Genomic DNA, 23326 nt, shown 5'->3' on the forward strand with positions numbered 1-23326 from the left:
AAGCTATAAATATTTAAAAGATCTGTCTCTTTCTTAATCATAAAAGATCCGAAAGAATTCTTATTGGATTCACCTTCTGAAAACCCTTTTTGAATTTGTCACCGACATTGATTTTATAAATCAAATTAACTCTGTAATTCCCGGTATTGATCGAGTTATCAAAAAACTCCTCTTTGATAAGATTAGAGTTTTTATAGACATAGTTCATATTAATTGAGAATCGGTCGTTGTTATATCCGAAAAACCCTCTCAAAAAATAAGTTGGGACTACACCCCATTTCTTGGTTACATTTTGATTTTCCCAATCCGAATATCCAAGACTGAGATTTGCCGATGCTACTCCTGTCAAGAAAAAACCTCTTCCAAAAACCAATGTTCCAGCAAGCCCGGCATTTGGCCCTGCTAAAAAATAGCTAGACTTTTGGAAGTTAGAGGAAAGGCTGATCATTTCAGAACTAGGAATCAATAAGGAATCTCCTTTGACTGATCCTCCATAAGCTTCAAAACCAACAAAGGGAGAAAAAGCAGAACGCTTCTGAATATGTGATTGATTAAATGCAGCCTCCAAAGACAATTTCTCACCATTAAACAGGTAATTCACATTGAGCCCTACAGTTCTTAATTTCATGTCTTCCCGAGGGTAATCTTCGGAAGTATTACTTAAATATTCAGAAGCTATGGAATAACCATTATAAAACTGGCCCAAAAAATCAATGATTAATTTTTTGGGATAAGCATGAACCTGAAGATCTAAATATATCGGCCAATCTTCGTATCGACTTTTATTCATAAAGCCAAATGGCCCAGCGACATTCAATGTGAATTTCTGATAAGTAAAGCCAAGACCTAGGTTGAGACCAGAATTAGGCATAAACCTATAATCCTTTCCCTCTCCTGGCACAGCCACTCTCAAATCAGTATATTTTTTTGAGGTATAAAGTCTGATTAAAAACTTTTCCGGCTGCATATCCACATAGCTAGTATCATAAACCACTTGACCAAAAGCAGAGATTGATAAGAAAAAAGACAATAATCCTGCAAATAAGATTATAAAGGATTTGGAGTACGCCGGCATAAATTTGATTTAGGCCTAAAAATAGGGGGAAAATAAACTCAAAAAAAAATCCGGACCTTAATCCGGATTTTTGAAAACTGATAGAGCTCGAAAAATGAATCCTATTCGAATTCAAAGTCTTAAAAAATCAAATAATAGAGAAAAGTTGTTTAATCACCGTTATAAATTTATCACAATCATTTAATTAAACAAATTATTGTTTGGATTTTTTTAGAAAATCAAGATGAAAAAAGTCTTTAATTTTGATTTATAGAACAAATTGAAATCATTTTTAAAGATCACCCATATTTAGAGATCACTGATAACTAAGGGCTTGAGTCACATCAACCCCCTTTACTTTTAAAAAGAAAATCTAGGAACCCTTTTTTTGCATGAGGCTTTGAACTGCCTCTGAAAAACTTCAAAGAAACATTATGCCCTCTATTCCTTTTGATGTACTTAAAAAGTTCAATTCTCGGGATTCCATGAATTGAGACGCCAGATAGAAAAGATGCTATCGGCAGACTCAATTGATCTCGATGTGAATTTTCTGAGAAGACTTTCGCCCATTGACTTTCCAAATCTTTTACTTCCTGAGATCTATCCCGAACCAGTACCATCGTTTCAAAAAGTCCTATATCGTCTTTAAATCCTTGTGATTCTGCAAAAGCTAAAGTTTTCTCCACATTCACAGGAAGATCTTTTTTCTTTCGAAGGATCTCTTTGGCCTCCTCCTGCAAAGTAGAACGCTTAGGGTGAACACATGTCATAAAACCTCCATTATAAAATCTATCAAGGAACAATTGTGGATCTTGAATTATCTCCATATTTCCATCCATGTAGATTGTTAGGTCATATTCGGAAGGAAGTTCAGAGCTTTTGATTTTTATTAGGCGTTGCTGCTTAATAGGCTCTTCTGATTTGGGGATGGGTTTAGTCTCCCACCCTTCTACCTTCAAGTCCTCTTGATCTGTAAATAACCAGAAATCAAATCCTGAAAAGCTTTGGACCGGCTTTATCGTATCGTATTGATTGGTAACTACGGAATAGATCAGTTTTTTGGACATGAATGCAAGAGTAAATTTTAATATTCTTTAAATATCGCTAAGAATGCATGAAGTCAAAAATGCATGGGACAATGAAATATTAGTTAATATTGAAGTTTCAATCGATAAAAAACCAAACTTACTCATACAATAGCTTCATGTTCAAACATAAAGTAAAGTCTTCCTTCAAGGCATTTTGGAAAAATTTAAGATTTAATCTTAGTGCTTCAGACAACCCTCTTTTTATTTCGTTCTACAAACATTTTTATCAACCTAAAAAAGGTAGTCTTTCTGAGTTTCTTTCAGCCTATTCCAAATCAAAAAAAGGAGATTTTTATGTGATACAGATTGGAGCAAATGATGGGATAACTCACGACCCTATTCACAAATTCATAAAAAGAGACCGTTGGAAAGGGGTACTATTAGAACCTCAACCCGATGTCTATAAAAATGAATTGAGTAAGATTTATCAAAAGAATGAAGGGCTATATCCTATTTGCGCTGCAATTGGAGAAGAAGATGGTTCTCAAAAACTCTATAAAATTGGCTTTTCAGAAATGCGCTGGGCAACCGGCTTAGCATCATTTTCCCTAGAGAAAATTGAGGATCATTTCAAAAATGGTGTAGTCCAGCTTAATTGCGACAAATATGGTTTAGAAATTCCTTCGGATCCTAAAGAACAAATTCAAGCGGTGGATGTGGATGTCATTTCACCAAAAACCTTAATTGAAAAATATAAAATTTCACAAATAGACTTGCTGCAAATAGATGCTGAAGGCTATGATCTGCAAGTAATTTTGATTTTTGACATTCCAAACACCAAACCGGAAGCAATTATTTTCGAAAATGAAAACTTGGACCCTAAAGACTTAGAATCTTGCTATGAGTTACTTAGATCCAATGGGTATTTGCTTAAAGAGTTTGGAAGAGATACCCTCGCATTAAAATCCACTAATAAAGAAATGCGTCAATTTATGGATTGATAAAATCTAAATCTTATCAAGACCTTTCCAGAATTTCAGAAAATAATACTTTAAGGGATTGCTGTATTTTAACTGCTTCCAAGGACGACTTGCATGGGGACGGTGCCACACAGGAGCATTCATGAGCACATAATTTTCAAAACCCAATTCAATAGCTTTTTTGGAAATAAAAGTATCATACCAATCTTTTGCCTCATCAAGACCTGCGAAATCGAAAGCCTCCAAAAATGGCAATGTGAACAAAGTGCAGCAAAAACTCAAACTCCTTTGGGTGGATATCACAGACTCTTTCACACCTTTAAATTTCAGGTAGGGGAAATTTACATTTCCTTTCTCATCAACGGTAACAGATCCTACAAGACCTGATTTTTTTTGGGCCAATTGAAAATTTAAAATATCTGAAATAGTATTGGTTTTTACTACCACATCAGATTCTACTACTAACACTGGCAATTTACTTTCCAACCCCTTCTTTTGAGAAACCTGAAGTACCAGTTTATAATTTGGAGAAGGATGATCTGTCAGGTCTTCAATATGAATCAACTCATATCCGATTTGATTCTTTTCTTCTTCCAGTTTTTGCTTGGTTTCTTCAGTACTGAAATCGTTAAAAATAACATGCCTGACATTGACACTGGAAGCAGCGATAGCTCGTGCTGTATCTAAGGTGGTTTCAATAGAATTCTTAACGGGTGTAATTACGATTACTTCAGCCATAAAAAAGATTTGCTCAAAATTAAGTCATTCCGCCAAGGCAAAAAAATAACCCTGAATTTCTCCAGGGTTATTCCTCATTATTTTTTTTTAAGCTAACTCGCCTAAAGCTTTTTTCATTCTGCCTAATGCTTCTTTTAGCTCTTCCTCGGATGCCGCATAAGATAGTCTTACGCAAGTTGGTGCTCCAAAAGCCGCTCCAGTAACCAAAGATATATTTGCTGCCTCTAATAGGTACAAACAAAGATCATCAGCATTACTTATGGTATGACCTTTAGCTGATTTCCCAAAGAAATCAGACACATCTGGGAAGAAGTAAAATGCCCCTTCAGGAACATGAGTCTTGATACCAGGAATTTCTTTCAGTAAGCCCATCACCAATTCTCTTCTTTTGAAATAAGCATCTGCCATTTCCTGAGAAGGTTTTTGATCTCCTGAGATTGCTGCCAAAGCCGCACGCTGTGCAATGCCCGTACCACCAGAAGTAAACTGACCTTGGATCTTTTCTACCGCTTTTGCGATGAACAAAGGAGCACAGATATAACCTACTCTCCATCCAGTCATTGCATAGCCTTTAGAAAAACCGTTGACAGTAATGGTTCTTTCAAACATCCCTGGAAAAGATGCAATGCTATAATTTCTTCCTACAAAATTGATTAGCTCATAAATCTCATCTGCAATGACCATGATATTATCATGCTTCAAAACCACCTGAGAAATAGCCTCCAGCTCTTCTTTACTGAATACAGATCCAGAAGGGTTGCATGGAGAAGAGTATATCACAGCCTTAGTTTTTGGAGTAATTGCCTCTTCCAACTGGGCAGCTGTAGCTTTAAAATTATTTTCAAGAGTACCTTCAATCAAAACAGGTACGCCGCCTGCTAATTTGATAATCTCTGCGTAACTCACCCAGTAAGGAGAGAATATCACAACTTCATCTCCTTCGTTGATCATACACATAAAAACATTCGCAATGGAATGCTTCGCTCCAGTGGAAACAACAATGTTTTCAGCTTTTGCTTGTGCGATTTCATTTTGATCTCTTAACTTCTTGGCTATTGCTTCTCTCAAATCCTGATATCCAGCAACTGGGGGATACGAAAAGTATTTACCTTCATCAATTGCATCTTTTGCCGCTTCCTGAATATGCTTAGGAGTTTTGAAGTCTGGCTCCCCTAAACTTAGGCCAATGATGTCGATCCCTTGAGATTTCAGCTCCCTGGCTTTTTTTGCCATTGCCAGCGTAGCTGATTCTTCCATGTTGATGATCCGATCTGATAGAATAGAATTCATTATTTTCTGTGGTTTATTCAAAATCTCCCAAAAATAGAGAGAAGATTATAAATTCTAAACAATTGTCTGGTTTTGATAGCGAAATGTTATTTTTGAAGCAAAATACTCGGGAGCTTATTCCGTTTTCTTAGATAGATGAGTAAATATTATTTTCTTCTGTTCAGCCTCCTTTTTCTCAGCAAATTAAGTTTTGCCCAAGAATCGGACACCCAAAAGGAAGCAGACCCTGATTCCTCAGGTGTGGTAGATTCCAATCTACTTCCTACTACCATGCCCTTATTGCTATTTGATGACAATAAGGAAAAAGAGGAGAAAAAAGAGAAAAAGAAGAAAGCGAGAAAAAACATCTGGTTTGGACTGAAAACCAGAAAAGGCTATACCAAGAGAGAAATCCGAGATCAACAAATCTTTGAATATTTTAATTATACCGAGGAAAGCAGAAGACCTAGCCCTTATATAAGAGATGTTTACTGGTATGACACTCAAGAAAGAAGCATAAAAACTTCTGGATATGAAGAAGGAAAAGGGTATTTATTACATGGCCCTTACGAAAGAACGGTCAATGAAACAGTGGTTGAAAGTGGCATGTTTTACTTTGGGAAAAAGCATAAAACCTGGATGCTTTTCGATTCAAAGAATGTGCTTCAGGATAAAAATCATTTCAATGAAGGTTGGCCTAGTGAATCTAGAGTCAAATATTACGATGCCTCCACCAATACTGTCGAGGAAATCACACCGATCCAATATGGCTTAGAAGAAGGTAATTATTTTTATTTCTATGATGACAAACAAGTAGCTGTCACCGGAGAATATCAATACGGGGAAAAAGTGGGGCTTTGGACTGAGTATTGGGACACAGGAAACACCAAAGCCATTAGAAAACGTGAAATCCAATATCAGGAGGAAGCTTATTCAAAAAATTTCCGCCCCTACATTCGCGCAGAATGGGATAAGGACGGAAATCTTGTGTATAAAAAAGACCTTTAATTTTTTATTGGGCTCGGTATTTAAACTGCTGCCCTCCCACAGATGCTTCATACATCAGTCCACCTTTGGTTCGGGTAAAAACTGCCACTCCATCAACATACTCGGCGTTTAAAGATGCACCTGAAGCTGCTGCTACTGCAGAAACCTGAGCGGCCATTTCTATTTTACTCTCTTTGAATCGATCAAACTTTTCTTTGGTCTCAAAAAACACCACCTCGCTATACAACTGCCCACCAGCCTGAAAACCTATTGTCACCTGCGTCATTTTAGCAAAACCGATCATTTCTCCCTGCTCAAATGCCACACCATTGCCTGCAGCGCCACCTATACCTAGACCTCCTTTGCCCACATTTGGGAGGATGATGTAAGCATAGGAATTCTCAAAAAACTGAGACATACCTTCATCATCTTCTAAAAAGGCTTCCTTTGCTTCTTGACTATCTTCAATTATCTGCTCATCTTTTTTAGAAGATTGGGCAAACGAGTAAACAGCAACTACTGCAAAAAGCGCTGTAAAAATAATTTTTTTCATCATAATAGTTTTGGGTGAAATATGCTTGCATTAATAAAATGCATCTTCAAAATGCCTATAGTTTATGGCACCTGTTCTGTCTCTGTAAACGCCAACAATATCAAAACGGATATCTGATTTCCAGTTTTTTTCATGGATGTAATGATCTGCCGCTTTGATAATAAGTTTACGCTTGGTGTAATCCACAAACTCTTCTGCATATCCAAACCCTGTACCAGAACGAAACTTCACCTCCACAAATACCAAAAGTTTTTTATGGGTTAAGATCAAATCAATTTCTGCATACCCATGGCGATAATTTTTCTCTAAAAGTTGATATCCTTTACTGATCAGCCATTGTGCTGCCATTTCTTCTGCCAACTGACCAGATCTATTATGTTCAGCCATTTTGAATAATTGCTTAATTTTGAAAAAAAGTAAACGGGAAGTCCAAAAAAGATGTTAGGAAGCTACCCAATAGGCTACTATGAACGAAATTATTAATAAAAAGGTAGAATTCCGAGATTTAGGGAAAATGGATTACCAAGAAGCATGGGATTTTCAGGAGTCTGTTTTTGCTAGTATTGTGGATACTAAAATCAAAAACAGAAACCTTCCTTCAGATCAACAGGAACCTACTAACAACTATATTTTCTTTGTTGAGCATCCTCATGTTTACACCTTAGGAAAAAGCGGAAAAGAAGCGCACCTACTTCTTAACGAAGCTGGTTTAAAAGATCATCAAGCGGTTTTTTACAAAATAAATCGCGGTGGTGACATCACTTATCATGGACCTGGCCAATTGGTTGGTTACCCTTTATTAGACCTTGATAATTTCTTTACCGACATCCACAAATACTTGAGATATCTGGAAGAGGCCATTATTAATACCTTGGCAGAATATGGTGTAGAAACAGGGAGAATTGAAGGATTAACGGGAGTTTGGATTGATCATTTGGAGCAAAAGAATCCAAGAAAAATCTGCGCAATGGGAGTCAAATCCAGCCGTTGGGTGACCATGCATGGTTTTGCTTTAAATATAAATGTGGACTTGAGTTATTTTGGACACATTGTCCCATGTGGAATTGAAGACAAAGCAGTGACATCACTCAGCCAAGAGTTAGGTAGAAAAATCGATATGGAAGAAATAAAAGGAAAATTATTAGCTCAACTTGAGAAGCAATTCGAAATGGATTTAAAACTTCAAGCATGAAAAAAGACATCAACTTTCATCCAGTAACAGGTGTAAAGCTTGCGATCGCAAAAGAAGAAAAAGAGACAGGCACTGAGTGGGCAGTCTACCTTCTCAACTTAAACTTAATCGAACTGAGCACCGTCATGATTACCTCGAAGGGTTATGGAGAGCTGGAGGGCGAAAAGCGAAAAACGTCTACATTAAGGCATATGATTGAAGAGCTTGGAGCGCAAGAGATGGCTAAAATAGAACCTATCGACCCTGCCGTTTTTACTTTAACTAATGAATTTTGGGTAAGTTATTACATCCTCGACCAGATTTTTGATAAAAAGTTTATCTTTACTCCAGGCAGTTTTGATCCTGCTAACCTCCAAATGATTCCTGAATTGGGTTTGGAGGGTATTCTTCACGGTTAAACCACAGTACTATGGCTAATTTTTTTGATCAATTAGGAGACATCCTTTTTTTGGACATTGAAACAGCTTCATTGTCTGATAAATTTGAGAACCTTCCCCCGAGGTTGCAGGATGAATGGATCAAAAAAGAAAAGCTTATCCAAACTGAAAATGGCAAAATAGAACCTGGAGCCCTATATTTTGACAGGGCAGGAATCCATGCAGAATTTGGACAGGTAATCTGCGTAGGTGTGGGTTATTTTCAATGGAAGAAAAAAGATAAAAAGCTGATTTTCCGATCTAAAGTTTTTTCCAATGAGGATGAAAGGGAACTTCTTTTAGACTTTAACACTTTATTAGAGAAGAAAAAATGGATTCTCTGTGCACATAATGGAAAGGAATTTGATTTCCCTTACCTTTGCAGGAGAATGTTGGTACAAGGAGTCACACTTCCTGAGCCCTTGCAGATTGCAGGGAAAAAACCTTGGGAAGTTAGGCATCTGGATACCTTAGAGCTTTGGAAGTTTGGAGATTACAAACATTACACCCGACTAGAACTTTTAGCTGCAGTTTTCGGAATCCCAACATCCAAAGATGACTTAGATGGCAGTCAAGTCAATACCACTTTTCACTTAGAAAAAAATATCAACCGAATCAAAAAGTACTGCCGAAAAGACGTAGAAGTGACTGCCCGCGTTTATTTGGCAATGCACCCACAGCTTGATGAAATGGAGCTGGAGATGGTACACTTAGAAGATTCACCCAAAGATCATAAAGATTAATGCGAAAAGACATGCAATTCTTTATACATTGGACAAACACAATCACCCCGACATATGGGAAGAAAATCAAACAAAAAGAATTCAAGAAATAATAAAAAAGGACATAGTAATGACGCCGCCAACTTAACCAGGCGAATCGTCCAATTTTTAGACACTAATTATGGAGTAGAATTCAACTCCAAACAAATCATCAAAAAACTCGACATCCGTGACTCATTAAGTAAAGGAGCTGTGGAGCCCATACTCGCAAAACTTCTGGAGAGTGGGCATGTCTCGAAAAATCCAAGAAACTATTATTCCTCTACCAAAGATCCCAGCTTCATAGAAGGTACAGTAGATTTCGTTAATCCTAGATTTGCTTTTATCATTCCAGATGATCCTGAAAAAAGTGAAGGAGATATCATGGTCAAAGAAGCTGATATGAAGCAGGCTTTGGATGGAGATAAAGTGAGAGTCATGGTTAACCCATTGAAAAGTAAGTTTGGGAAACCTGAAGGCCGCGTGCTGGAAGTAGTCGAGCGAGCTCGAGACGAGTTTGTAGGGAGAGTGGAAATTTCGCCTCGTTTTGCATTTGTTGTCCCGGACTTTAAGAAAATGCACAAAGACATCTTTGTGCATAGAGGAGATCTGGAAGGAGCAAAACACAACGAAAAAGTAGTTGTCAAACTTACCGAATGGAGAGAAGGCGATAAAAACCCTACTGGAAAAGTCATCAGAGTATTAGGTGAAGCAGGACTACATGAGGTAGAAATTCATTCCATCATGGCTGAATTTGGGCTTCCGTTTGAATATCCCGAGGAACCTAACAAGGAGGCAAATGCTATCTCAGAGAAGATTACTGCAAAAGAGATAAAATCACGGAAAGATTTTAGAGGAGTACCCACCTTTACTATTGACCCTGCAGATGCCAAGGATTTTGATGATGCCATTTCCTATCAGGTACTACCTAATGGAAACTTAGAAATCGGAGTTCATATTGCAGATGTAACCCATTATGTACAACCAAAAACAGCTCTGGAAAAAGAAGCCTTTAATAGAGCTACTTCTGTTTATTTAGTGGATCGAACAATCCCAATGCTTCCAGAGAGATTGAGTAATGGACTATGCTCTTTGAGACCCAATGAAGACAAGCTCACTTTCTCCTGTGTCTTTGAAATGGATAGGGAAGCAAATATTTTAAAACATTGGATAGGAAGAACAGTTATTCACTCTGACAGAAGATTTGCCTACGAAGAAGCGCAGGAAAATATAGATAATCAGTCGGGAGATTTCTTTGCTGAATTAACTTTATTGAATGATTTGGCTAAGAAAGTCAGAAAAAAGAGATTCAATAATGGAGCTGTTAACTTTGAAACTGTAGAAGTAAAGTTCAAACTGGATGATAAAGGAACTCCCTTGGGCCTAATCGTCAAAGAAAGAAAAGATATCCATAAACTTATTGAGGAATTTATGCTCCTTGCCAATAAGTTTGTAGCAGAGTTTATTTACAAAAAGAACAAAGGAAAGGATACTTTTGTCTACAGAACCCATGACTTCCCTGATATGGAAAGACTGGATACATTTTCAGGATTTGCTAAGAGGTTTGGACATGAGTTTGACATAGAAAATGAACAGAAAATTTCGGGAGCCTTGAATAAATTAATGGATGAAATTCAAGGGAAACCAGAACAAAATGTTTTGGAACAACTCGCGATCAGAAGTATGGCTAAAGCTAAATATACCACCGAGCCAAAAGGGCACTTTGGATTAGCATTTGCACATTACACGCACTTCACATCTCCTATCAGGAGATACCCAGATATGATGGTGCACCGATTACTGGATCACTACCTTCAAGGTGGTAAATCTCCCGATCCAGATTCTTGGGAACAAAAATGTGTTCATTCATCCGACCGGGAAAAAAGAGCTGCAGATGCAGAAAGAGCTTCCATCAAGTACAAGCAAGTGGAATTTATGTCCTTAGCAGAGGACAAAGATTACGAAGGGATTGTCAGTGGAATCACTGAATGGGGAGTATTTGTGGAGATTTCCGAGACAAAATGTGAGGGTATGATCCGGGTACAGGATATGGAAGACGATTATTATGAGTTTGACCAGAAAAACATGAGACTGGTCGGATCGAAAACGAAAAAAATGATCACTTTGGGTGACAAAGTGAAGGTCAGAGTAGTAAATACTGATATTGACCGAAGAACTATAGATTTGGAATTTGCAGACAATGACGGAAAAAAGCCACGCAACCGCGCTTTTAGATAAACTGGAGGTTTTTATCCAAAACCAAAATTTTGGAGAATCCCCAAAGGAACTTTATGAACCAATAAATTACATCCTGAATATAGGAGGTAAAAGAATAAGACCTCTCCTTAGCTTGCTTGCCTATGGAATGTATGCCGAAAACCCTGGCAAAATCCTGAGTCAAGCATCAGCAATTGAGGTATTTCACAATTTTACTCTCATGCATGATGACATCATGGATCAAGCTCCTTTGAGAAGAGGAAATGCTACGGTTCATGAAAAATGGGATGCCAACATCGCGATTCTTTCCGGAGACGTCATGCTTGTCAAAGCATACGATCTATTGATGGAAACTGAGCCGGCTTTGCTACCAGAAATCATCCGCCTTTTTAATAAAACAGCTGCAGATGTTTGTGAAGGTCAACAGTTTGACATGAATTTCGAAAACCAAGATCATGTGAATGAGAAGGATTACCTGAACATGATCCGTCTAAAAACAGCTGTATTGCTGGGATGCGCCTTAAAAATGGGAGCGATCTTGGGCGGAGCAAGTTCTGATGAAGCTCATAGACTGTATGAATTTGGAGTGAATGTGGGAATAGGCTTTCAGCTTAAAGATGATCTTTTGGATGTTTTTGCAGATCAGGAAAAATTCGGAAAACAGGTAGGAGGAGATATTATTTCAAATAAGAAAACGTTTTTACTAATTAAGGCTAAAGAACTCGCAAGCGGAGAAATTGCTCAGGAATTGGACCAATGGATTGCTGCAACTGAATTTGACAAAGAGGAAAAAGTGAATTCTGTAAAAGCTATCTACGAGAAATTAGGAATAAGAGAGTTGACAGAAAAAAAGATGAATAGTTATTTTGATGCTGGCTTCGAACAGCTTGAAAACATCAACTCAAAATATCCTTCCTATTTTAATGAGCTCAAAAAAATGACCGTGGACCTGATCCATAGAGAAAAATAACATGGGATTTTCTATCACCACTTTATTGATTGTACTCACAGCAATCACCAGTATCATTGGGTTTAATAAACCAGAATTTCTAAACCGATGGATGTTCACCCCATACATCATCAAAAGACAAGGGCAATGGGATCGATTTGTAACCTCTGGATTTATTCATAGAGATTACATGCACTTGCTATTTAACATGTTCACCTTCTATTTTTTTGGAGGATTTGTAGAGCAGTTTTTGGCATATAAATTTGGATTAGGCTTCGGAGGCTTGATCTATATCGTATTCTATATTCTCGGTATTGTCCTTTCAGACATTCCTACATACCTAAAAAATCAAGATCACAGCTATTACAGAGCTCTTGGCGCTTCAGGAGGTACGGCTGCAACAGTATTTGCCAGTATTATCATTATGCCTTTATCAGACATTTGTTTGTTTGGTATCCTCTGTCTTCCTGGGTTTATCTTAGGTGGATTATTTCTGATCTATTCTTACGTGAGGGGTAAAAATGGAGATGATGCAATTAATCATGATGCCCATTTATACGGGGCAATTTTTGGAATTATTTTCATATTGATTATTTCTCCAAATAGTGCTCTTACTTTTTTTGAAGAAATCAAATCTTACCAGCCATTTTAAAAAAAGCTCCCGATATAAATCGGGAGCTTTAATTTTACTTCTTAATATCTATTTTCGTCCTCATTTCTTCAATATTGAAGATTTGTGAAATCTGTTTCTGTTCGAGCTCTTTAAATCGAGCTAGTTCTACATCAATCTTTTCGGTCAGCTCATCCTTCACTTCATATGATTGGTCTGTTGGTTTCCAATCACCATTCCCTACCACCACATTTAAGTGCGCCAACTTATTATTCAATCGAATGGGGAAGTTAAGAGGATCTTGACGACTTTGGTTCTGAGTTTGGTAAAGCGTTTTCTCAATCTCATCCATTTCAGCCTTGATCATATCCAAGTTGGCTGGTTTCGTCTCTAAACTATCCATTTCAGATCTATATTGACGAATCAACTTGATGACACGATGAGTTTCAGTCAACTTATCTCGGACACTCATTAAAAACTCATATTGAGCTTCTAAATCTGCTTGAGAAGATTCATACCGAGGATCTGGTAAAACTTTAAAGGACTCTTCCTGAGCCACTCCGTCTTTTGTGATTTTTACTTTGTAGGTTCCTGGAACAACTTTAGGCCCTCTTAAACTTCCAGACCACATAATCATCCCTTCAAAATCCTCTGCATCTTCCACTCTTAGATTCCAATTAAATTCATTACTGCCTTTTTTAACCTTTAAAGTATCCCCATCAATTCCTTTTGTGGAGTAAGCTTTTAATGGTTGGTCATTGGCATCAAAAAATTCTATTTTCAATTCATCCTCTGGCTCTTCATTGATATAGTAATATACCAAAACACCTCCAGGTCTGTTGGTTCCAGCTGTCTCACTCTTTCTCTTCGTGCCATCAATTCTATAAGAATCCTGTGGCTTAAATAATTTCAATTCGCTGCTTTCCATCCCCGGCTCTGCTTGGTGTAGAACCGTCAAGTCATCAATAATCCAGAAAGATCTACCTTGAGTAGCTGCGATCAGGTTATTTTCTTTGATCGCCAAATCAGTTATTGGCACGATAGGTAAATTCAATTGAAGAGAATGCCAGTTTTTACCATCATCTTTAGAATAATACATGGCCGTCTCAGTTCCAGCGTAAAGGATCCCTCTTTTCACAGGGTCTGCTCTTATCACACGAGTGAAGTGCTCGGCATCAATACCAGAGGTGATCTTTGTCCAAGTTTCCCCATAGTCCTTTGTAGTATACAAGAAAGGCTCATAGATTCCACTCTTATAACCTGTAGCAGCGAAATAGGCTTCTGCCGGATCAAATGGACTTGCCTCGATACTATTAATCTGAAGCCATTCAGGCATATCTGCTGGAGTAACATTCGTCCAAGTAACACCATTGTCTTTTGTTACATGCACTAAGCCATCATCAGAGCCCGCCCAAAGAACTCCTTCTTTTACTGGAGATTCTGCTGCTGTGAAAATAGTCGCATAATATTCCACCGAAGTATTATCCTTCGTTATTGGACCACCAGAAGGACCTAATTTACTCTTATCATTTCTTGTCAAGTCTGGAGAAAAAACTTCCCAACTTTGACCTCCATTGGTAGAACGATGGAATTGATTACTCGTCGTATAAAGAAGTTTTGGGTTATGAGGTGAGAAGAAAATAGGGAAATTCCACTGGAACCTATATTTCATATCTTCAGCGCCATGTCCCATTGGATTGTTAGGGTAAACATTGACAGACCTAGATGTTCCTGTCGTATGATTTTCGCGCGTCAGATAACCGCCATAAGAACCCCCATAAACGATTTCATTGTTTAATGGATCTGGAGCAATCCAACCACTTTCTCCACCTGCTGTAGGCTCCCAATCATTTTCCGTAATGGATCTGCCATCTGTTCTATGTCTGATTCTTACTGTAGAATTATCTTGCTGAGCACCGTAGATTCTGTATGGAAAACTATTATCCGTAGTAACCCTATAAAACTGTGAGGTGGGCTGATTCATTAAAGAAGACCAATTTTTTCCACCATCGGTAGAAATCTGCGCACCTCCATCATCAGCAATAATCATCCTTTGATTATCATCTGGAGCGATCCATAGATCATGATGATCTCCATGTGGAGCATTTGCGCTCTTAAATGTCTTTCCTCCATCAGTAGATTTATGGTAGCTCACATTTAAAACATATACTGTTTCCTCATCCTGTGAATCAGCAAATATCCGTGTATAGTACCATGCTCTTTGTCTTAAGTTTCTATCGTCATTGGTCTTTTCCCATGACTCGCCTCCGTCCTTCGATACAAATACTCCCCCATTTTCATTTTCAATGATTGCATACACTCTATCTGAATTAACAGGGGATACTGTAACCCCCATGATCCCCAGAGTTCCTTCAGGAAAACCTTCCTTTTCGGTTAAGTCTTCCCAGGTTTCTCCGCCATCTGTCGTCTTAAACATCTTGGATCCAGGACCGCCACTTTCAAGGCTATAGGGCGTTCTTTTGATATCCCAGGTGGTTGCAAATAAAACATCAGGATTCTGCGGATCCATCACCAAGTCTACAGCCCCAGCTACATCTGTTGAGTAAAGAACCTTTTCCCAAGTTTCTCCGCCATCAGTAGTTTTAAAAACACCTCGCGTTTCATCTGGCTTAAAAATATCTCCCATTACAGCAGCATAAACTACATCTGGGTTATCCGGATGAATTCTCATTCTAGAAATAAAACGGCTCTTATCTAAGCCAGCTCTTTCCCAGGTTTCTCCAGCGTCTTTACTTTTCCATACTCCATATCCAAAAGAGACGTTTCCACGAACCGTCTTTTCTCCTCCTCCAGCGTAAACAACACTGGTATCACTTTCCGAAACAGCTACAGCTCCAACGGAACCTCCAAAAAACCCATCAGAAACAGGTTTCCAGGTGTTACCAGAATCCACCGTCTTCCAGACTCCTCCGCCAGTAGATGCAAAGTAATAAGTATGATCGCTGCCTTTTACTCCAGTAGCCCCATCGGATCGGCCTCCTCGGTGCGGACCGACTAATCGCCATTCTAAGGCATCGTAAATTTTTGGGTCGGGAATTTCCTGGGCGAAAGAAAACACCGTTGTCCCCATGAGGATAAAGAATATCCCCAATCGAATCAATTTGTTCATGAAAGTTGTATGTTGATGGTTTCCTCAAGTTAACAATTTCAGAACTGCTTGATATGCCGTTTAAAAAATCATTCAGCATCAGGTAAAAATTGGACATAAAAAAAGCTCCTTCAAATGAAGGAGCTTTCAATATCTAATAAATTTCAGATTAAGCTTCTGCAGGCAATACGCTAACGTATGATCTACCATCAAACTTCTTTCTGAATTTTACAACACCATCAGCAAGAGCGAATAATGTATGGTCTTTTCCAACACCTACATTGTCACCAGCATGATGCTTTGTACCTCTTTGTCTAATAATGATGTTTCCAGCAATTACTTGCTCACCACCAAATTTCTTCACACCCAATCTTTTGGAATGTGACTCTCTTCCGTTTTTGGAACTACCGACGCCTTTCTTGTGTGCCATGGTTTTATTCTTTTATGTTTTCAGAGAGAAAACTTATAGTACAATATTTTCGATCAAAACTTTTGTAAAATCTTGTCTGTGACCATTTTTCTTTTTGTAGCCTTTACGACGTTTCTTTTTGAAAACGATCACTTTGTCACCTTTTACATGATCTAGGATTTTCCCAGATACCTTGGCTCCTTTTAATGTAGGAGCTCCAACAGACACAGAGCCGTCAGCTTCCGCTAACAAGACTTGGTCAAATTCCACGGAAGCGCCAGCTTCGCCATCTAGCTTTGGAGCATAGACGAACTGATCTTTTGTTACTTTGAACTGCTTTCCTGCGATGTTTACAATTGCGTACATGAGTATTATGAATTCTTAGTCGAAATCGGAGTGCAAATATAAGGAAGTACTTTGGAAGAAAAAAACCAAGTTTTAAAATATCTTGCATCTCTTAAAAGTCTGCGACTAACAAGAACTGGCTTTTAAAATAAAACTATCTTTTTGAATCAAAAATAAACCACGGGAAATCTAAGTGAATAATCAAAAAAAATACATTTTTCCGGTTTTAAGAATTGACAGACAACCTGTTACAAATTCGTATGGCAGACTATTTTTTATTGACCAAGGTTCAAAAAACGTGTTGAATTTTGGTAAATATTTTTTTTTTAAACTTTCTGAAAAAATTTCAAACAGCCAAAAATAGGCCTGATCACTAATCAATTACTTTAAATAGAGTCACACAACCTATTGATTTACTTGGCATTTAATAGTTTTTGACTACTGGTCAAAAACAAGGTTTAAGTACTTCTTCAGGGATTTTATTTGTCCGAATTGGTTCACATATTTGTCCTAAGGCTGTACTGAAAAGACAGCCTTTCCTATCCCAGGTCTCCTTAAAAAAATTCAAAGTACCGGAGCCGAATATATTAACAGATATAATTATTTAAGAGAGAAAGATGCAGCAAGAGCCAATTTTATCAGAAAACAAAAACAGATTTGTCTTATTCCCAATCCAGCACGCAGACATTTGGGAATACTATAAGAAAGCTGAAGCAAGTTTTTGGACCGCCGAAGAAATTGATTTGGGTCAGGACATGGTGGACTGGAAAAGCCTAAATGATGGTGAGAGACATTTTATTTCTCATGTGTTAGCATTTTTTGCTGCAAGTGATGGTATCGTAAATGAAAACTTGGCCGAGCACTTTGTGGCGGAAGTTCAGTATACAGAAGCTAAATTCTTCTATGGTTTCCAGATTGCGATGGAGAACATCCACTCTGAAACCTATAGTCTTTTAATAGATACTTACATCAAAGATCCTTCAGAAAGAGACAAATTGTTCAATGCGATTGAACATATAGACTGTGTCAAGAAGAAAGCGGATTGGGCACTAAGATGGATTGACAATGGAAACTTTCAGGAAAGACTAATCGCTTTTGCGGCGGTAGAAGGAATTTTCTTCTCAGGTTCTTTCTGTTCAATTTTCTGGTTGAAGAAAAGAGGCTTGATGCCAGGCTTAACCTTCTCCAATGAACTTATCTCAAGAGACGAAGGATTACACTGTGACTTTGCTTGTCACCTTTACACTAAGCATGTGGTCAACCCACTTCCTAAAGAAACTGTTAGAGAAATTATTATCGATGCAGTTAAAATAGAAAAAGAGTTTGTTACAGATGCACTACCCGTAAGATTGATCGGAATGAATTCCGATTTGATGTGCCAGTATATTGAATTTGTTGCAGACAGACTTCTTTTAGAATTGGACTGTGAGAAAGTATGGAACAGTACCAATCCATTTGATTTCATGGACATGATTTCGCTTCAAGGTAAAACCAACTTCTTCGAGAAGAGAGTTGGCGATTATCAAAAAGCTGGCGTTATGAAGTCCGCAGATTCTTCAGATTCGAAACCAAGATTCTCCATTGGCGAGGACTTTTAAATTATCTAATAACCCCATCCCCACTACCTAAAATCTCCAAAGCATATGTTAGTAATTAAAAGAGACGGAAGAAGAGAGTCGGTACGATTTGACAAAATCACCGCCCGTATTGAAAACCTTTGTTATGAACTTGATCCTAAGTTCATCCAACCCATTGAAGTGGCTAAGAAAGTCATCGATGGTTTATACGATGGAGTAACTACCTCAGAACTAGACAACCTTGCTGCAGAGGTTTGTGCATCCTTGACGGTAAAGCATCCTGACTATGCGATTTTAGCAGCTAGAATTGCTATTTCAAACTTACACAAAACGACAAGTCAGTCTTTCTCAAATACAATGAAGAGACTGTATACCTACATCAACCCAAAGACAGGTGGTAATGCTTCACTGATCGATCCGGAGGTTTATGGTGTCGTTAAGAAAAATGCTGCCAAGCTAGATGCAATCATTGATTACAAAAGGGATTTTGGGTACGATTACTTCGGTTATAAAACTTTGGAGAGAAGTTATTTGATCCGTCTGGATGGCAAAGTAGTAGAAAGACCTCAGCATATGTTGATGCGAGTGGCGGTAGGAATTCATAAGGAGGATATTGATGCAGCGGTGGAAACTTACCACTTGCTATCAGAAAAATGGTTTACACATGCCACTCCTACTCTCTTTAATGCGGGTACTCCTAAGCCTCAGCTTTCTTCTTGCTTCCTATTAACCATGAAGGATGATAGTATTGATGGCATTTATGACACCTTGAAGCAATGTGCCAAAATCTCTCAATCTGCTGGAGGAATCGGTCTTTCTATCCACCATGTGAGAGCAAAAGGATCCTACATCAAAGGAACCAATGGTGTGTCAAACGGAATTGTGCCGATGCTAAGAAACTTTGATATGACAGCTCGTTATGTCGATCAAGGAGGCGGGAAAAGAAAAGGAAGTTTTGCTATCTACCTAGAGCCATGGCATGCGGATGTAAAAGATTTCTTAGACCTTAAAAGAAATCATGGTAAAGAGGAAATGAGAGCCAGGGATTTATTCTATGCGCTGTGGATTTCTGATTTATTCATGAAAAGAGTGGAGCAAAATGAGACTTGGTCTCTATTCTGCCCAAATGAAGCTCCAGGGCTTTCTGACTGCTACGGAGAAGAGTTTGAAAGACTGTATGAGAAATACGAAAAAGAAGGTAGAGCAAGGGAAACTGTCAAAGCACAAGAACTTTGGTTTGAGATATTAGAATCTCAGATTGAGACAGGAACTCCTTACATGCTTTATAAAGATGCTGCCAATAAGAAATCTAACCAGCAAAATCTAGGGACTATTAAGTCCTCTAACCTTTGTACAGAGATCATTGAGTACACAGCACCAGATGAGGTAGCGGTTTGTAACCTAGCCTCTTTAGCACTTCCTAAATTTGTAAGAACTGGACCTGATGGAAAGTTATTCTTTGATCATCAAAAGCTTTACGAAATCACTAAGGTGGCTACGCGTAACTTGAACAAAGTTATTGATGTAAACTACTATCCAGTAGATGAAGCTAGAAGATCTAATTTTAGACACCGTCCTATTGGATTGGGTGTTCAGGGTCTTGCAGATGCTTTCATCATGTTAAGAATGCCTTTCGAGTCAGCTGAAGCAAAAGGATTGAATGAAGATATATTCGAAACAATCTATTATGCAGCAGTAGAAACTTCTATGGAGTTAGCTAAAGTAGAAGGTACTTATGAAACCTATGAAGGTTCTCCAGCATCCAAAGGCATATTACAATTTGATATGTGGGGCGTAACTCCAAAGTCGGAAAGATGGAATTGGACTGAGCTTAAAGAAAAAGTAAAGAAAGTTGGTTTGAGAAACTCCTTGCTAGTAGCTCCAATGCCTACTGCATCCACTTCTCAGATTTTGGGTAACAATGAGTGCTTTGAACCTTACACGACCAATATTTATACAAGAAGAACACTTTCAGGTGAATTTATTGTAGTGAACAAACACCTTATGAAAGACTTGATTCGCTTAGGTCTTTGGGATGATAACATGAGAAACCGATTGATCTCTACTAATGGATCGGTTCAAAGTCTTCCAGGTGTTCCTCAAAACATTAAAGATCTTTACAAAACAGTTTGGGAAATCTCACAAAAGGTGATCATTGATCTTGCTGCAGATAGAGGTGCATACATTTGTCAATCACAAAGTATGAATGTCTTCCTTCAGGATCCGAACTTCGGTAAACTTACTTCTATGCACTTCTACGCTTGGAAAAAAGGCCTGAAGACGGGAATGTATTACTTGAGATCTCAAGCCGCTGCCAGCGCCATTAAATTCACCTTAGACAAGAGTAATTTAGAGCCGAAGGTCGACAAGGCAATGCAGGAAGAGATCGATGCTAAGTCTTTAAAACAAGATGCTATTTCCTGCTCATTAGATGATCCCGATGGATGTGAAATGTGTGGCAGTTAAAATATTTAGAGTTCGTTAAATAGTAAAAGGCGTTTGATTATATCAAACGCTTTTTTTTATCTTATAAAAATTAGCTAAACCAATAAAAAGAATGGATTTAAAGCATATTAAAGAGAGACTATCCCAGTTAAAGGAAGACAGTAAGAAGAATTTCGGGATAATGACTCCTCAACATATGGTGGAGCATTTAACTATCACGATGAAGATTTCTAGTAATAGAATTCCTTATCCTGATTTCACCCCTTCCGAGAAACAGCTACAACAAAAGAAGGCTTTACTACATACTGACTTACAATTCCCTCAAGGTGTTATGGCGCCAGGGATAGGAGAACGTCTTATGCCATTCAAGCATAGCGATTTGGAGACAGCGAAGGAAAAGCTTTTAAGCAGCATAGAAGAGTACGAAAACTTTTTTAAAGAAAACCCTTCGAACCATACCAACCATCCAAGATTTGGATTAATGACATATCAAGAATGGGAGTTATTTCACCCAAAACATATTGAACACCATTTTGGCCAGTTCAATATTTGAGGTAGAAAAAAGCATTAAAAGAACTGAGGTATAGGCAAAAAAAAGCCAGCTGTTATAGCTGGCTTGAATAATGTGGCGGCCCCCGATAATTATCGCGGGCGACTCTCCCGGGTGTACCCCCTTTGCTTTCGGCACTGAATCCATTCGATTTCATCCAAAAGTTTCTTCTTGGAACCCATCTCAATTTTACTCCTACGAAGCTACGGCAGAAACAACCATTGTCACTACATGCTAGGAAGAGGATTAACAAAAAAAAGCCAGCTGATATAGCTGGCTTGAATAATGTGGCGGCCCCCGATAATTATCGCGGGCTACTCTCCCGGTTGTAACCCCTTTGCTTTCGGCACTGAATCCATTCGATTTCATCCAAAAGTTTCTTCTTGGACCCCATCTCAATTTTACACCTACGAAGCTATGGCAGAAACAGCCATGGTCACTACATGCTAGGAAGGAGATTAACAAAAAAAAGCCAGCTGTTATAGCTGGCTTAAATAATGTGGCGGCGACCTACTCTCCCGGGTGTAACCCCAGTACCATCGGCGCGGCAGGGCTTAACTTCTCTGTTCGGGATGGGAAGAGGTGGGACCCCTGCGCTAGGCCGCCTAAATTGTAAGTATACAGTCGGCAGTGATCAGTGATCAGCCTGTCCGGCTCTGTATCTAATATCTTAAGTTCTTTCTTGGTACTTTGTACTCGATACATTGTACTCAAGAAAATAACATGTCTTGGCAGAAACTGTAACAAACAGCGGTAAGCTTTCGGGCAATTAGTACTACTCAGCTATGACATTACTGCCTTTACACCTGTAGCCTATCAACGTCATCGTCTCTGACGGCCCTGTTTGGAAGTCTCATCTTGAGGGGAGTTTCGCACTTAGATGCTTTCAGCGCTTATCTCTTCCCGACGTAGCTACCCGGCAATGCAATTGGCATCACAACCGGTACACCAGCGGTCGGTCCAACCCGGTCCTCTCGTACTAAGGTCAGGTCCTCGCAAACTTCCCACGCCCGCAACAGATAGGGACCGAACTGTCTCACGACGTCTGACCCAGCTCGCGTGCCACTTTAATGGGCGAACAGCCCAACCCTTGGGACCTTCTTCAGCCCCAGGATGTGACGAGCGACATCGAGGTGCCAAACCTCCCCGTCGATATGAGCTCTTGGGGGGAGATCAGCCTGTTATCCCCAGCGTACCTTTTATCCTTTGAGCGACGGCCCTTCCATTCAGAACCGCCGGATCACTATACCCGTGTTTCCACCCTGCTCGGCTTGTCGGCCTTACAGTCAAGCTCCCTTATGCTATTGCGCTCCTCGTACGGTTACCAAGCGTACTGAGGGAACCTTTGGAAGCCTCCGTTATCCTTTTGGAGGCGACCACCCCAGTCAAACTACCCACCAAGCAATGTCCCCTGTTCAGGGTTAGATACCAAACAAACAAAGGGTGGTATTTCAACAGTGACTCCACGAATCCTGGCGAACCCGCTTCATAGTCTCCCACCTATCCTACACATCATTTGTCCAGTACCAATGCTAAGCTGCAGTAAAGGTGCATGGGGTCTTTCCGTCCCGTTGCGGGTACGCGGCATCTTCACCGCGACTACAATTTCACCGAGCTCATGGCTGAGACAGTGCCCAGATCGTTACACCATTCGTGCAGGTCGGAATTTACCCGACAAGGAATAAAAAAAACCTTAGGACCGTTACAGTTACGGCCGCCGTTTACCGGGGCTTCGATTCAGAGCTTATCTTGCGATAACTCCCCCTCTTAACCTTCCGGCAACGGGCAGTGTCAGCTATATTAGTCGTTAAACTTTGCAAAGCCATGTGTTTTTGTTAAACAGTCGCCTGGGCCTCTTCACTGCGGCCTCTGTCACCAGAGGCGCCCCTTCTCCCGAAGTTACAGGGCTATTTTGCCGAGTTCCTTAGCCATGATTCACTCGAGCACCTTAGGATACTCTCCTCGACCACCTGTGTCGGTTTGCGGTACGGGTGAATGTACTCTTGACGCTAGAAGTTTTTCTTGGAAGCCCTTAGGGAAACTATCCGGTTGTCCGTAGACGCCCGGTACTATCGGCTTTCGGCTAAACAGGCGCATTTAACTACCCGTCCAATACCTACAACCTTCAACGCGGTAT

General features: G+C 39.2%; 20 protein-coding genes and 2 rRNA genes (1 of these 22 only partly in view). 11 read left to right on the forward strand and 11 right to left on the reverse strand.

Annotation, left to right across the window (positions count from 1 at the left end; translation table 11 throughout):
* Positions 1 to 37: 37 nt before the first annotated feature.
* Positions 38 to 1075: a DUF4421 domain-containing protein gene (locus ALPR1_RS18140; RefSeq protein WP_008202870.1), complete on the reverse strand. Its 1038-nt coding sequence runs from the start codon at positions 1073 to 1075 to the stop codon at positions 38 to 40.
* 323 nt (positions 1076 to 1398) lie between these two features.
* A complete protein-coding gene (locus ALPR1_RS18145; RefSeq protein ID WP_008202871.1) occupies positions 1399 to 2121 on the reverse strand; it encodes a DUF616 domain-containing protein in 723 nt (240 codons plus the stop codon).
* Between the two features lie 137 nt (positions 2122 to 2258).
* On the opposite strand from ALPR1_RS18145, the gene ALPR1_RS18150 reads away from it, so the two are divergent.
* The gene (locus ALPR1_RS18150) at positions 2259 to 3083 is read left to right on the forward strand and encodes an FkbM family methyltransferase (RefSeq protein ID WP_008202873.1); all 825 of its coding nucleotides are present in this window, start codon (positions 2259 to 2261) and stop codon (positions 3081 to 3083) included.
* A gap of 6 nt (positions 3084 to 3089) precedes the next feature.
* Here the strand turns inward: ALPR1_RS18150 and ALPR1_RS18155 are convergent, their stop codons facing one another.
* Complete coding sequence (locus tag ALPR1_RS18155; protein WP_008202875.1) at positions 3090 to 3800, reverse strand: hypothetical protein; 711 nt, start codon at positions 3798 to 3800, stop codon at positions 3090 to 3092.
* Between the two features lie 87 nt (positions 3801 to 3887).
* Positions 3888 to 5090, reverse strand: a complete 1203-nt coding sequence (locus tag ALPR1_RS18160) for a pyridoxal phosphate-dependent aminotransferase (protein ID WP_008202876.1) — start codon at positions 5088 to 5090, stop codon at positions 3888 to 3890.
* Between the two features lie 135 nt (positions 5091 to 5225).
* Here ALPR1_RS18160 and ALPR1_RS18165 point away from each other — a divergent pair, with 135 nt between their 5' ends.
* Positions 5226 to 6077 (forward strand): toxin-antitoxin system YwqK family antitoxin, encoded by an 852-nt coding sequence (locus tag ALPR1_RS18165; RefSeq protein ID WP_008202878.1) that lies wholly within the window; start codon positions 5226 to 5228, stop codon positions 6075 to 6077.
* Positions 6078 to 6081: 4 nt separating this feature from the next.
* On the opposite strand, the gene ALPR1_RS18170 is transcribed toward ALPR1_RS18165, so the two are convergent.
* Both ALPR1_RS18170 and ALPR1_RS18175 read right to left on the reverse strand, forming a co-directional pair.
* Entirely contained in the window at positions 6082 to 6609 is a 528-nt protein-coding gene (locus ALPR1_RS18170) for a YSC84-related protein (RefSeq protein WP_040303887.1), read from the reverse strand.
* A 30-nt stretch (positions 6610 to 6639) separates the two neighbouring features.
* A complete protein-coding gene (locus ALPR1_RS18175) occupies positions 6640 to 6996 on the reverse strand; it encodes a YraN family protein (protein WP_008202881.1) in 357 nt (118 codons plus the stop codon).
* 79 nt (positions 6997 to 7075) lie between these two features.
* On the opposite strand from ALPR1_RS18175, the gene lipB reads away from it, so the two are divergent.
* The 6 genes from lipB to ALPR1_RS18205 are packed head-to-tail and all read left to right on the forward strand — an operon-like array spanning position 7076 to position 12796.
* On the forward strand, positions 7076 to 7801 hold the full coding sequence (gene lipB / locus ALPR1_RS18180) for a lipoyl(octanoyl) transferase LipB (RefSeq protein ID WP_008202883.1): 726 nt from the start codon (positions 7076 to 7078) through the stop codon (positions 7799 to 7801).
* Positions 7798 to 8199: a hypothetical protein gene (locus tag ALPR1_RS18185; RefSeq protein WP_008202885.1), complete on the forward strand. Its 402-nt coding sequence runs from the start codon at positions 7798 to 7800 to the stop codon at positions 8197 to 8199. The genes lipB and ALPR1_RS18185 overlap by 4 nt, the downstream gene beginning before the upstream one ends.
* An 11-nt stretch (positions 8200 to 8210) precedes the next feature.
* Positions 8211 to 8960: a 3'-5' exonuclease gene (locus tag ALPR1_RS18190; RefSeq protein ID WP_008202887.1), complete on the forward strand. Its 750-nt coding sequence runs from the start codon at positions 8211 to 8213 to the stop codon at positions 8958 to 8960.
* Positions 8961 to 9014: 54 nt separating this feature from the next.
* The gene (gene rnr, locus ALPR1_RS18195; protein WP_008202889.1) at positions 9015 to 11216 is read left to right on the forward strand and encodes a ribonuclease R; all 2202 of its coding nucleotides are present in this window, start codon (positions 9015 to 9017) and stop codon (positions 11214 to 11216) included.
* Positions 11179 to 12165: a polyprenyl synthetase family protein gene (locus ALPR1_RS18200; protein WP_008202891.1), complete on the forward strand. Its 987-nt coding sequence runs from the start codon at positions 11179 to 11181 to the stop codon at positions 12163 to 12165. The genes rnr and ALPR1_RS18200 overlap by 38 nt, the downstream gene beginning before the upstream one ends.
* A 1-nt stretch (position 12166) precedes the next feature.
* Positions 12167 to 12796, forward strand: a complete 630-nt coding sequence (locus ALPR1_RS18205; RefSeq protein ID WP_008202892.1) for a rhomboid family intramembrane serine protease — start codon at positions 12167 to 12169, stop codon at positions 12794 to 12796.
* Positions 12797 to 12830: 34 nt separating this feature from the next.
* On the opposite strand, the gene ALPR1_RS18210 is transcribed toward ALPR1_RS18205, so the two are convergent.
* From ALPR1_RS18210 to rplU, 3 genes are all read right to left on the reverse strand, one after another.
* Positions 12831 to 15884: a VPS10 domain-containing protein gene (locus tag ALPR1_RS18210; protein ID WP_008202894.1), complete on the reverse strand. Its 3054-nt coding sequence runs from the start codon at positions 15882 to 15884 to the stop codon at positions 12831 to 12833.
* A gap of 148 nt (positions 15885 to 16032) precedes the next feature.
* Entirely contained in the window at positions 16033 to 16293 is a 261-nt protein-coding gene (gene rpmA, locus ALPR1_RS18215) for a 50S ribosomal protein L27 (protein ID WP_008202895.1), read from the reverse strand.
* Positions 16294 to 16326: 33 nt separating this feature from the next.
* Positions 16327 to 16638 carry a 50S ribosomal protein L21 gene (gene rplU, locus ALPR1_RS18220; protein WP_008202897.1) on the reverse strand — a complete coding sequence of 104 codons (312 nt, stop codon included), beginning with the start codon at positions 16636 to 16638 and terminating at the stop codon, positions 16327 to 16329.
* A gap of 596 nt (positions 16639 to 17234) precedes the next feature.
* Between rplU and ALPR1_RS18225 the strand changes: the two genes are divergently transcribed.
* From ALPR1_RS18225 to ALPR1_RS18235, 3 genes are all read left to right on the forward strand, one after another.
* The gene (locus ALPR1_RS18225; RefSeq protein WP_008202899.1) at positions 17235 to 18215 is read left to right on the forward strand and encodes a ribonucleotide-diphosphate reductase subunit beta; all 981 of its coding nucleotides are present in this window, start codon (positions 17235 to 17237) and stop codon (positions 18213 to 18215) included.
* A 45-nt stretch (positions 18216 to 18260) separates the two neighbouring features.
* Positions 18261 to 20660 (forward strand): ribonucleoside-diphosphate reductase subunit alpha, encoded by a 2400-nt coding sequence (locus tag ALPR1_RS18230; protein ID WP_008202901.1) that lies wholly within the window; start codon positions 18261 to 18263, stop codon positions 20658 to 20660.
* Positions 20661 to 20751: 91 nt separating this feature from the next.
* Complete coding sequence (locus ALPR1_RS18235) at positions 20752 to 21192, forward strand: DUF1569 domain-containing protein (protein WP_008202904.1); 441 nt, start codon at positions 20752 to 20754, stop codon at positions 21190 to 21192.
* 494 nt (positions 21193 to 21686) lie between these two features.
* Here the strand turns inward: ALPR1_RS18235 and rrf are convergent.
* A 5S ribosomal RNA gene (gene rrf / locus ALPR1_RS18240) occupies positions 21687 to 21798 on the reverse strand.
* 140 nt (positions 21799 to 21938) lie between these two features.
* Positions 21939 to 23326 (reverse strand): 23S ribosomal RNA (locus ALPR1_RS18245) (it continues 1478 nt past the right edge of the window).

Source organism: Algoriphagus machipongonensis (assembly GCF_000166275.1).
In the GTDB taxonomy this organism is placed as follows: domain Bacteria; phylum Bacteroidota; class Bacteroidia; order Cytophagales; family Cyclobacteriaceae; genus Algoriphagus; species Algoriphagus machipongonensis.

Excerpts from the sequence above, each read along its gene's own strand:
- ALPR1_RS18140 (WP_008202870.1), bottom strand. The coding sequence starts at position 1,075 with ATGCCGGCGTACTCCAAATCCTTTATAATCTTATTTGCAGGATTATTG.
- ALPR1_RS18145 (WP_008202871.1), bottom strand. The coding sequence starts at position 2,121 with ATGTCCAAAAAACTGATCTATTCCGTAGTTACCAATCAATACGATACG.
- ALPR1_RS18150 (WP_008202873.1), top strand. The coding sequence starts at position 2,259 with ATGTTCAAACATAAAGTAAAGTCTTCCTTCAAGGCATTTTGGAAAAAT.
- ALPR1_RS18155 (WP_008202875.1), bottom strand. The coding sequence starts at position 3,800 with ATGGCTGAAGTAATCGTAATTACACCCGTTAAGAATTCTATTGAAACC.
- ALPR1_RS18160 (WP_008202876.1), bottom strand. The coding sequence starts at position 5,090 with ATGAATTCTATTCTATCAGATCGGATCATCAACATGGAAGAATCAGCT.
- ALPR1_RS18165 (WP_008202878.1), top strand. The coding sequence starts at position 5,226 with ATGAGTAAATATTATTTTCTTCTGTTCAGCCTCCTTTTTCTCAGCAAA.
- ALPR1_RS18170 (WP_040303887.1), bottom strand. The coding sequence starts at position 6,609 with ATGAAAAAAATTATTTTTACAGCGCTTTTTGCAGTAGTTGCTGTTTAC.
- ALPR1_RS18175 (WP_008202881.1), bottom strand. The coding sequence starts at position 6,996 with ATGGCTGAACATAATAGATCTGGTCAGTTGGCAGAAGAAATGGCAGCA.
- lipB (WP_008202883.1), top strand. The coding sequence starts at position 7,076 with ATGAACGAAATTATTAATAAAAAGGTAGAATTCCGAGATTTAGGGAAA.
- ALPR1_RS18185 (WP_008202885.1), top strand. The coding sequence starts at position 7,798 with ATGAAAAAAGACATCAACTTTCATCCAGTAACAGGTGTAAAGCTTGCG.
- ALPR1_RS18190 (WP_008202887.1), top strand. The coding sequence starts at position 8,211 with ATGGCTAATTTTTTTGATCAATTAGGAGACATCCTTTTTTTGGACATT.
- rnr (WP_008202889.1), top strand. The coding sequence starts at position 9,015 with ATGGGAAGAAAATCAAACAAAAAGAATTCAAGAAATAATAAAAAAGGA.
- ALPR1_RS18200 (WP_008202891.1), top strand. The coding sequence starts at position 11,179 with ATGACGGAAAAAAGCCACGCAACCGCGCTTTTAGATAAACTGGAGGTT.
- ALPR1_RS18205 (WP_008202892.1), top strand. The coding sequence starts at position 12,167 with ATGGGATTTTCTATCACCACTTTATTGATTGTACTCACAGCAATCACC.
- ALPR1_RS18210 (WP_008202894.1), bottom strand. The coding sequence starts at position 15,884 with ATGAACAAATTGATTCGATTGGGGATATTCTTTATCCTCATGGGGACA.
- rpmA (WP_008202895.1), bottom strand. The coding sequence starts at position 16,293 with ATGGCACACAAGAAAGGCGTCGGTAGTTCCAAAAACGGAAGAGAGTCA.
- rplU (WP_008202897.1), bottom strand. The coding sequence starts at position 16,638 with ATGTACGCAATTGTAAACATCGCAGGAAAGCAGTTCAAAGTAACAAAA.
- ALPR1_RS18225 (WP_008202899.1), top strand. The coding sequence starts at position 17,235 with ATGCAGCAAGAGCCAATTTTATCAGAAAACAAAAACAGATTTGTCTTA.
- ALPR1_RS18230 (WP_008202901.1), top strand. The coding sequence starts at position 18,261 with ATGTTAGTAATTAAAAGAGACGGAAGAAGAGAGTCGGTACGATTTGAC.
- ALPR1_RS18235 (WP_008202904.1), top strand. The coding sequence starts at position 20,752 with ATGGATTTAAAGCATATTAAAGAGAGACTATCCCAGTTAAAGGAAGAC.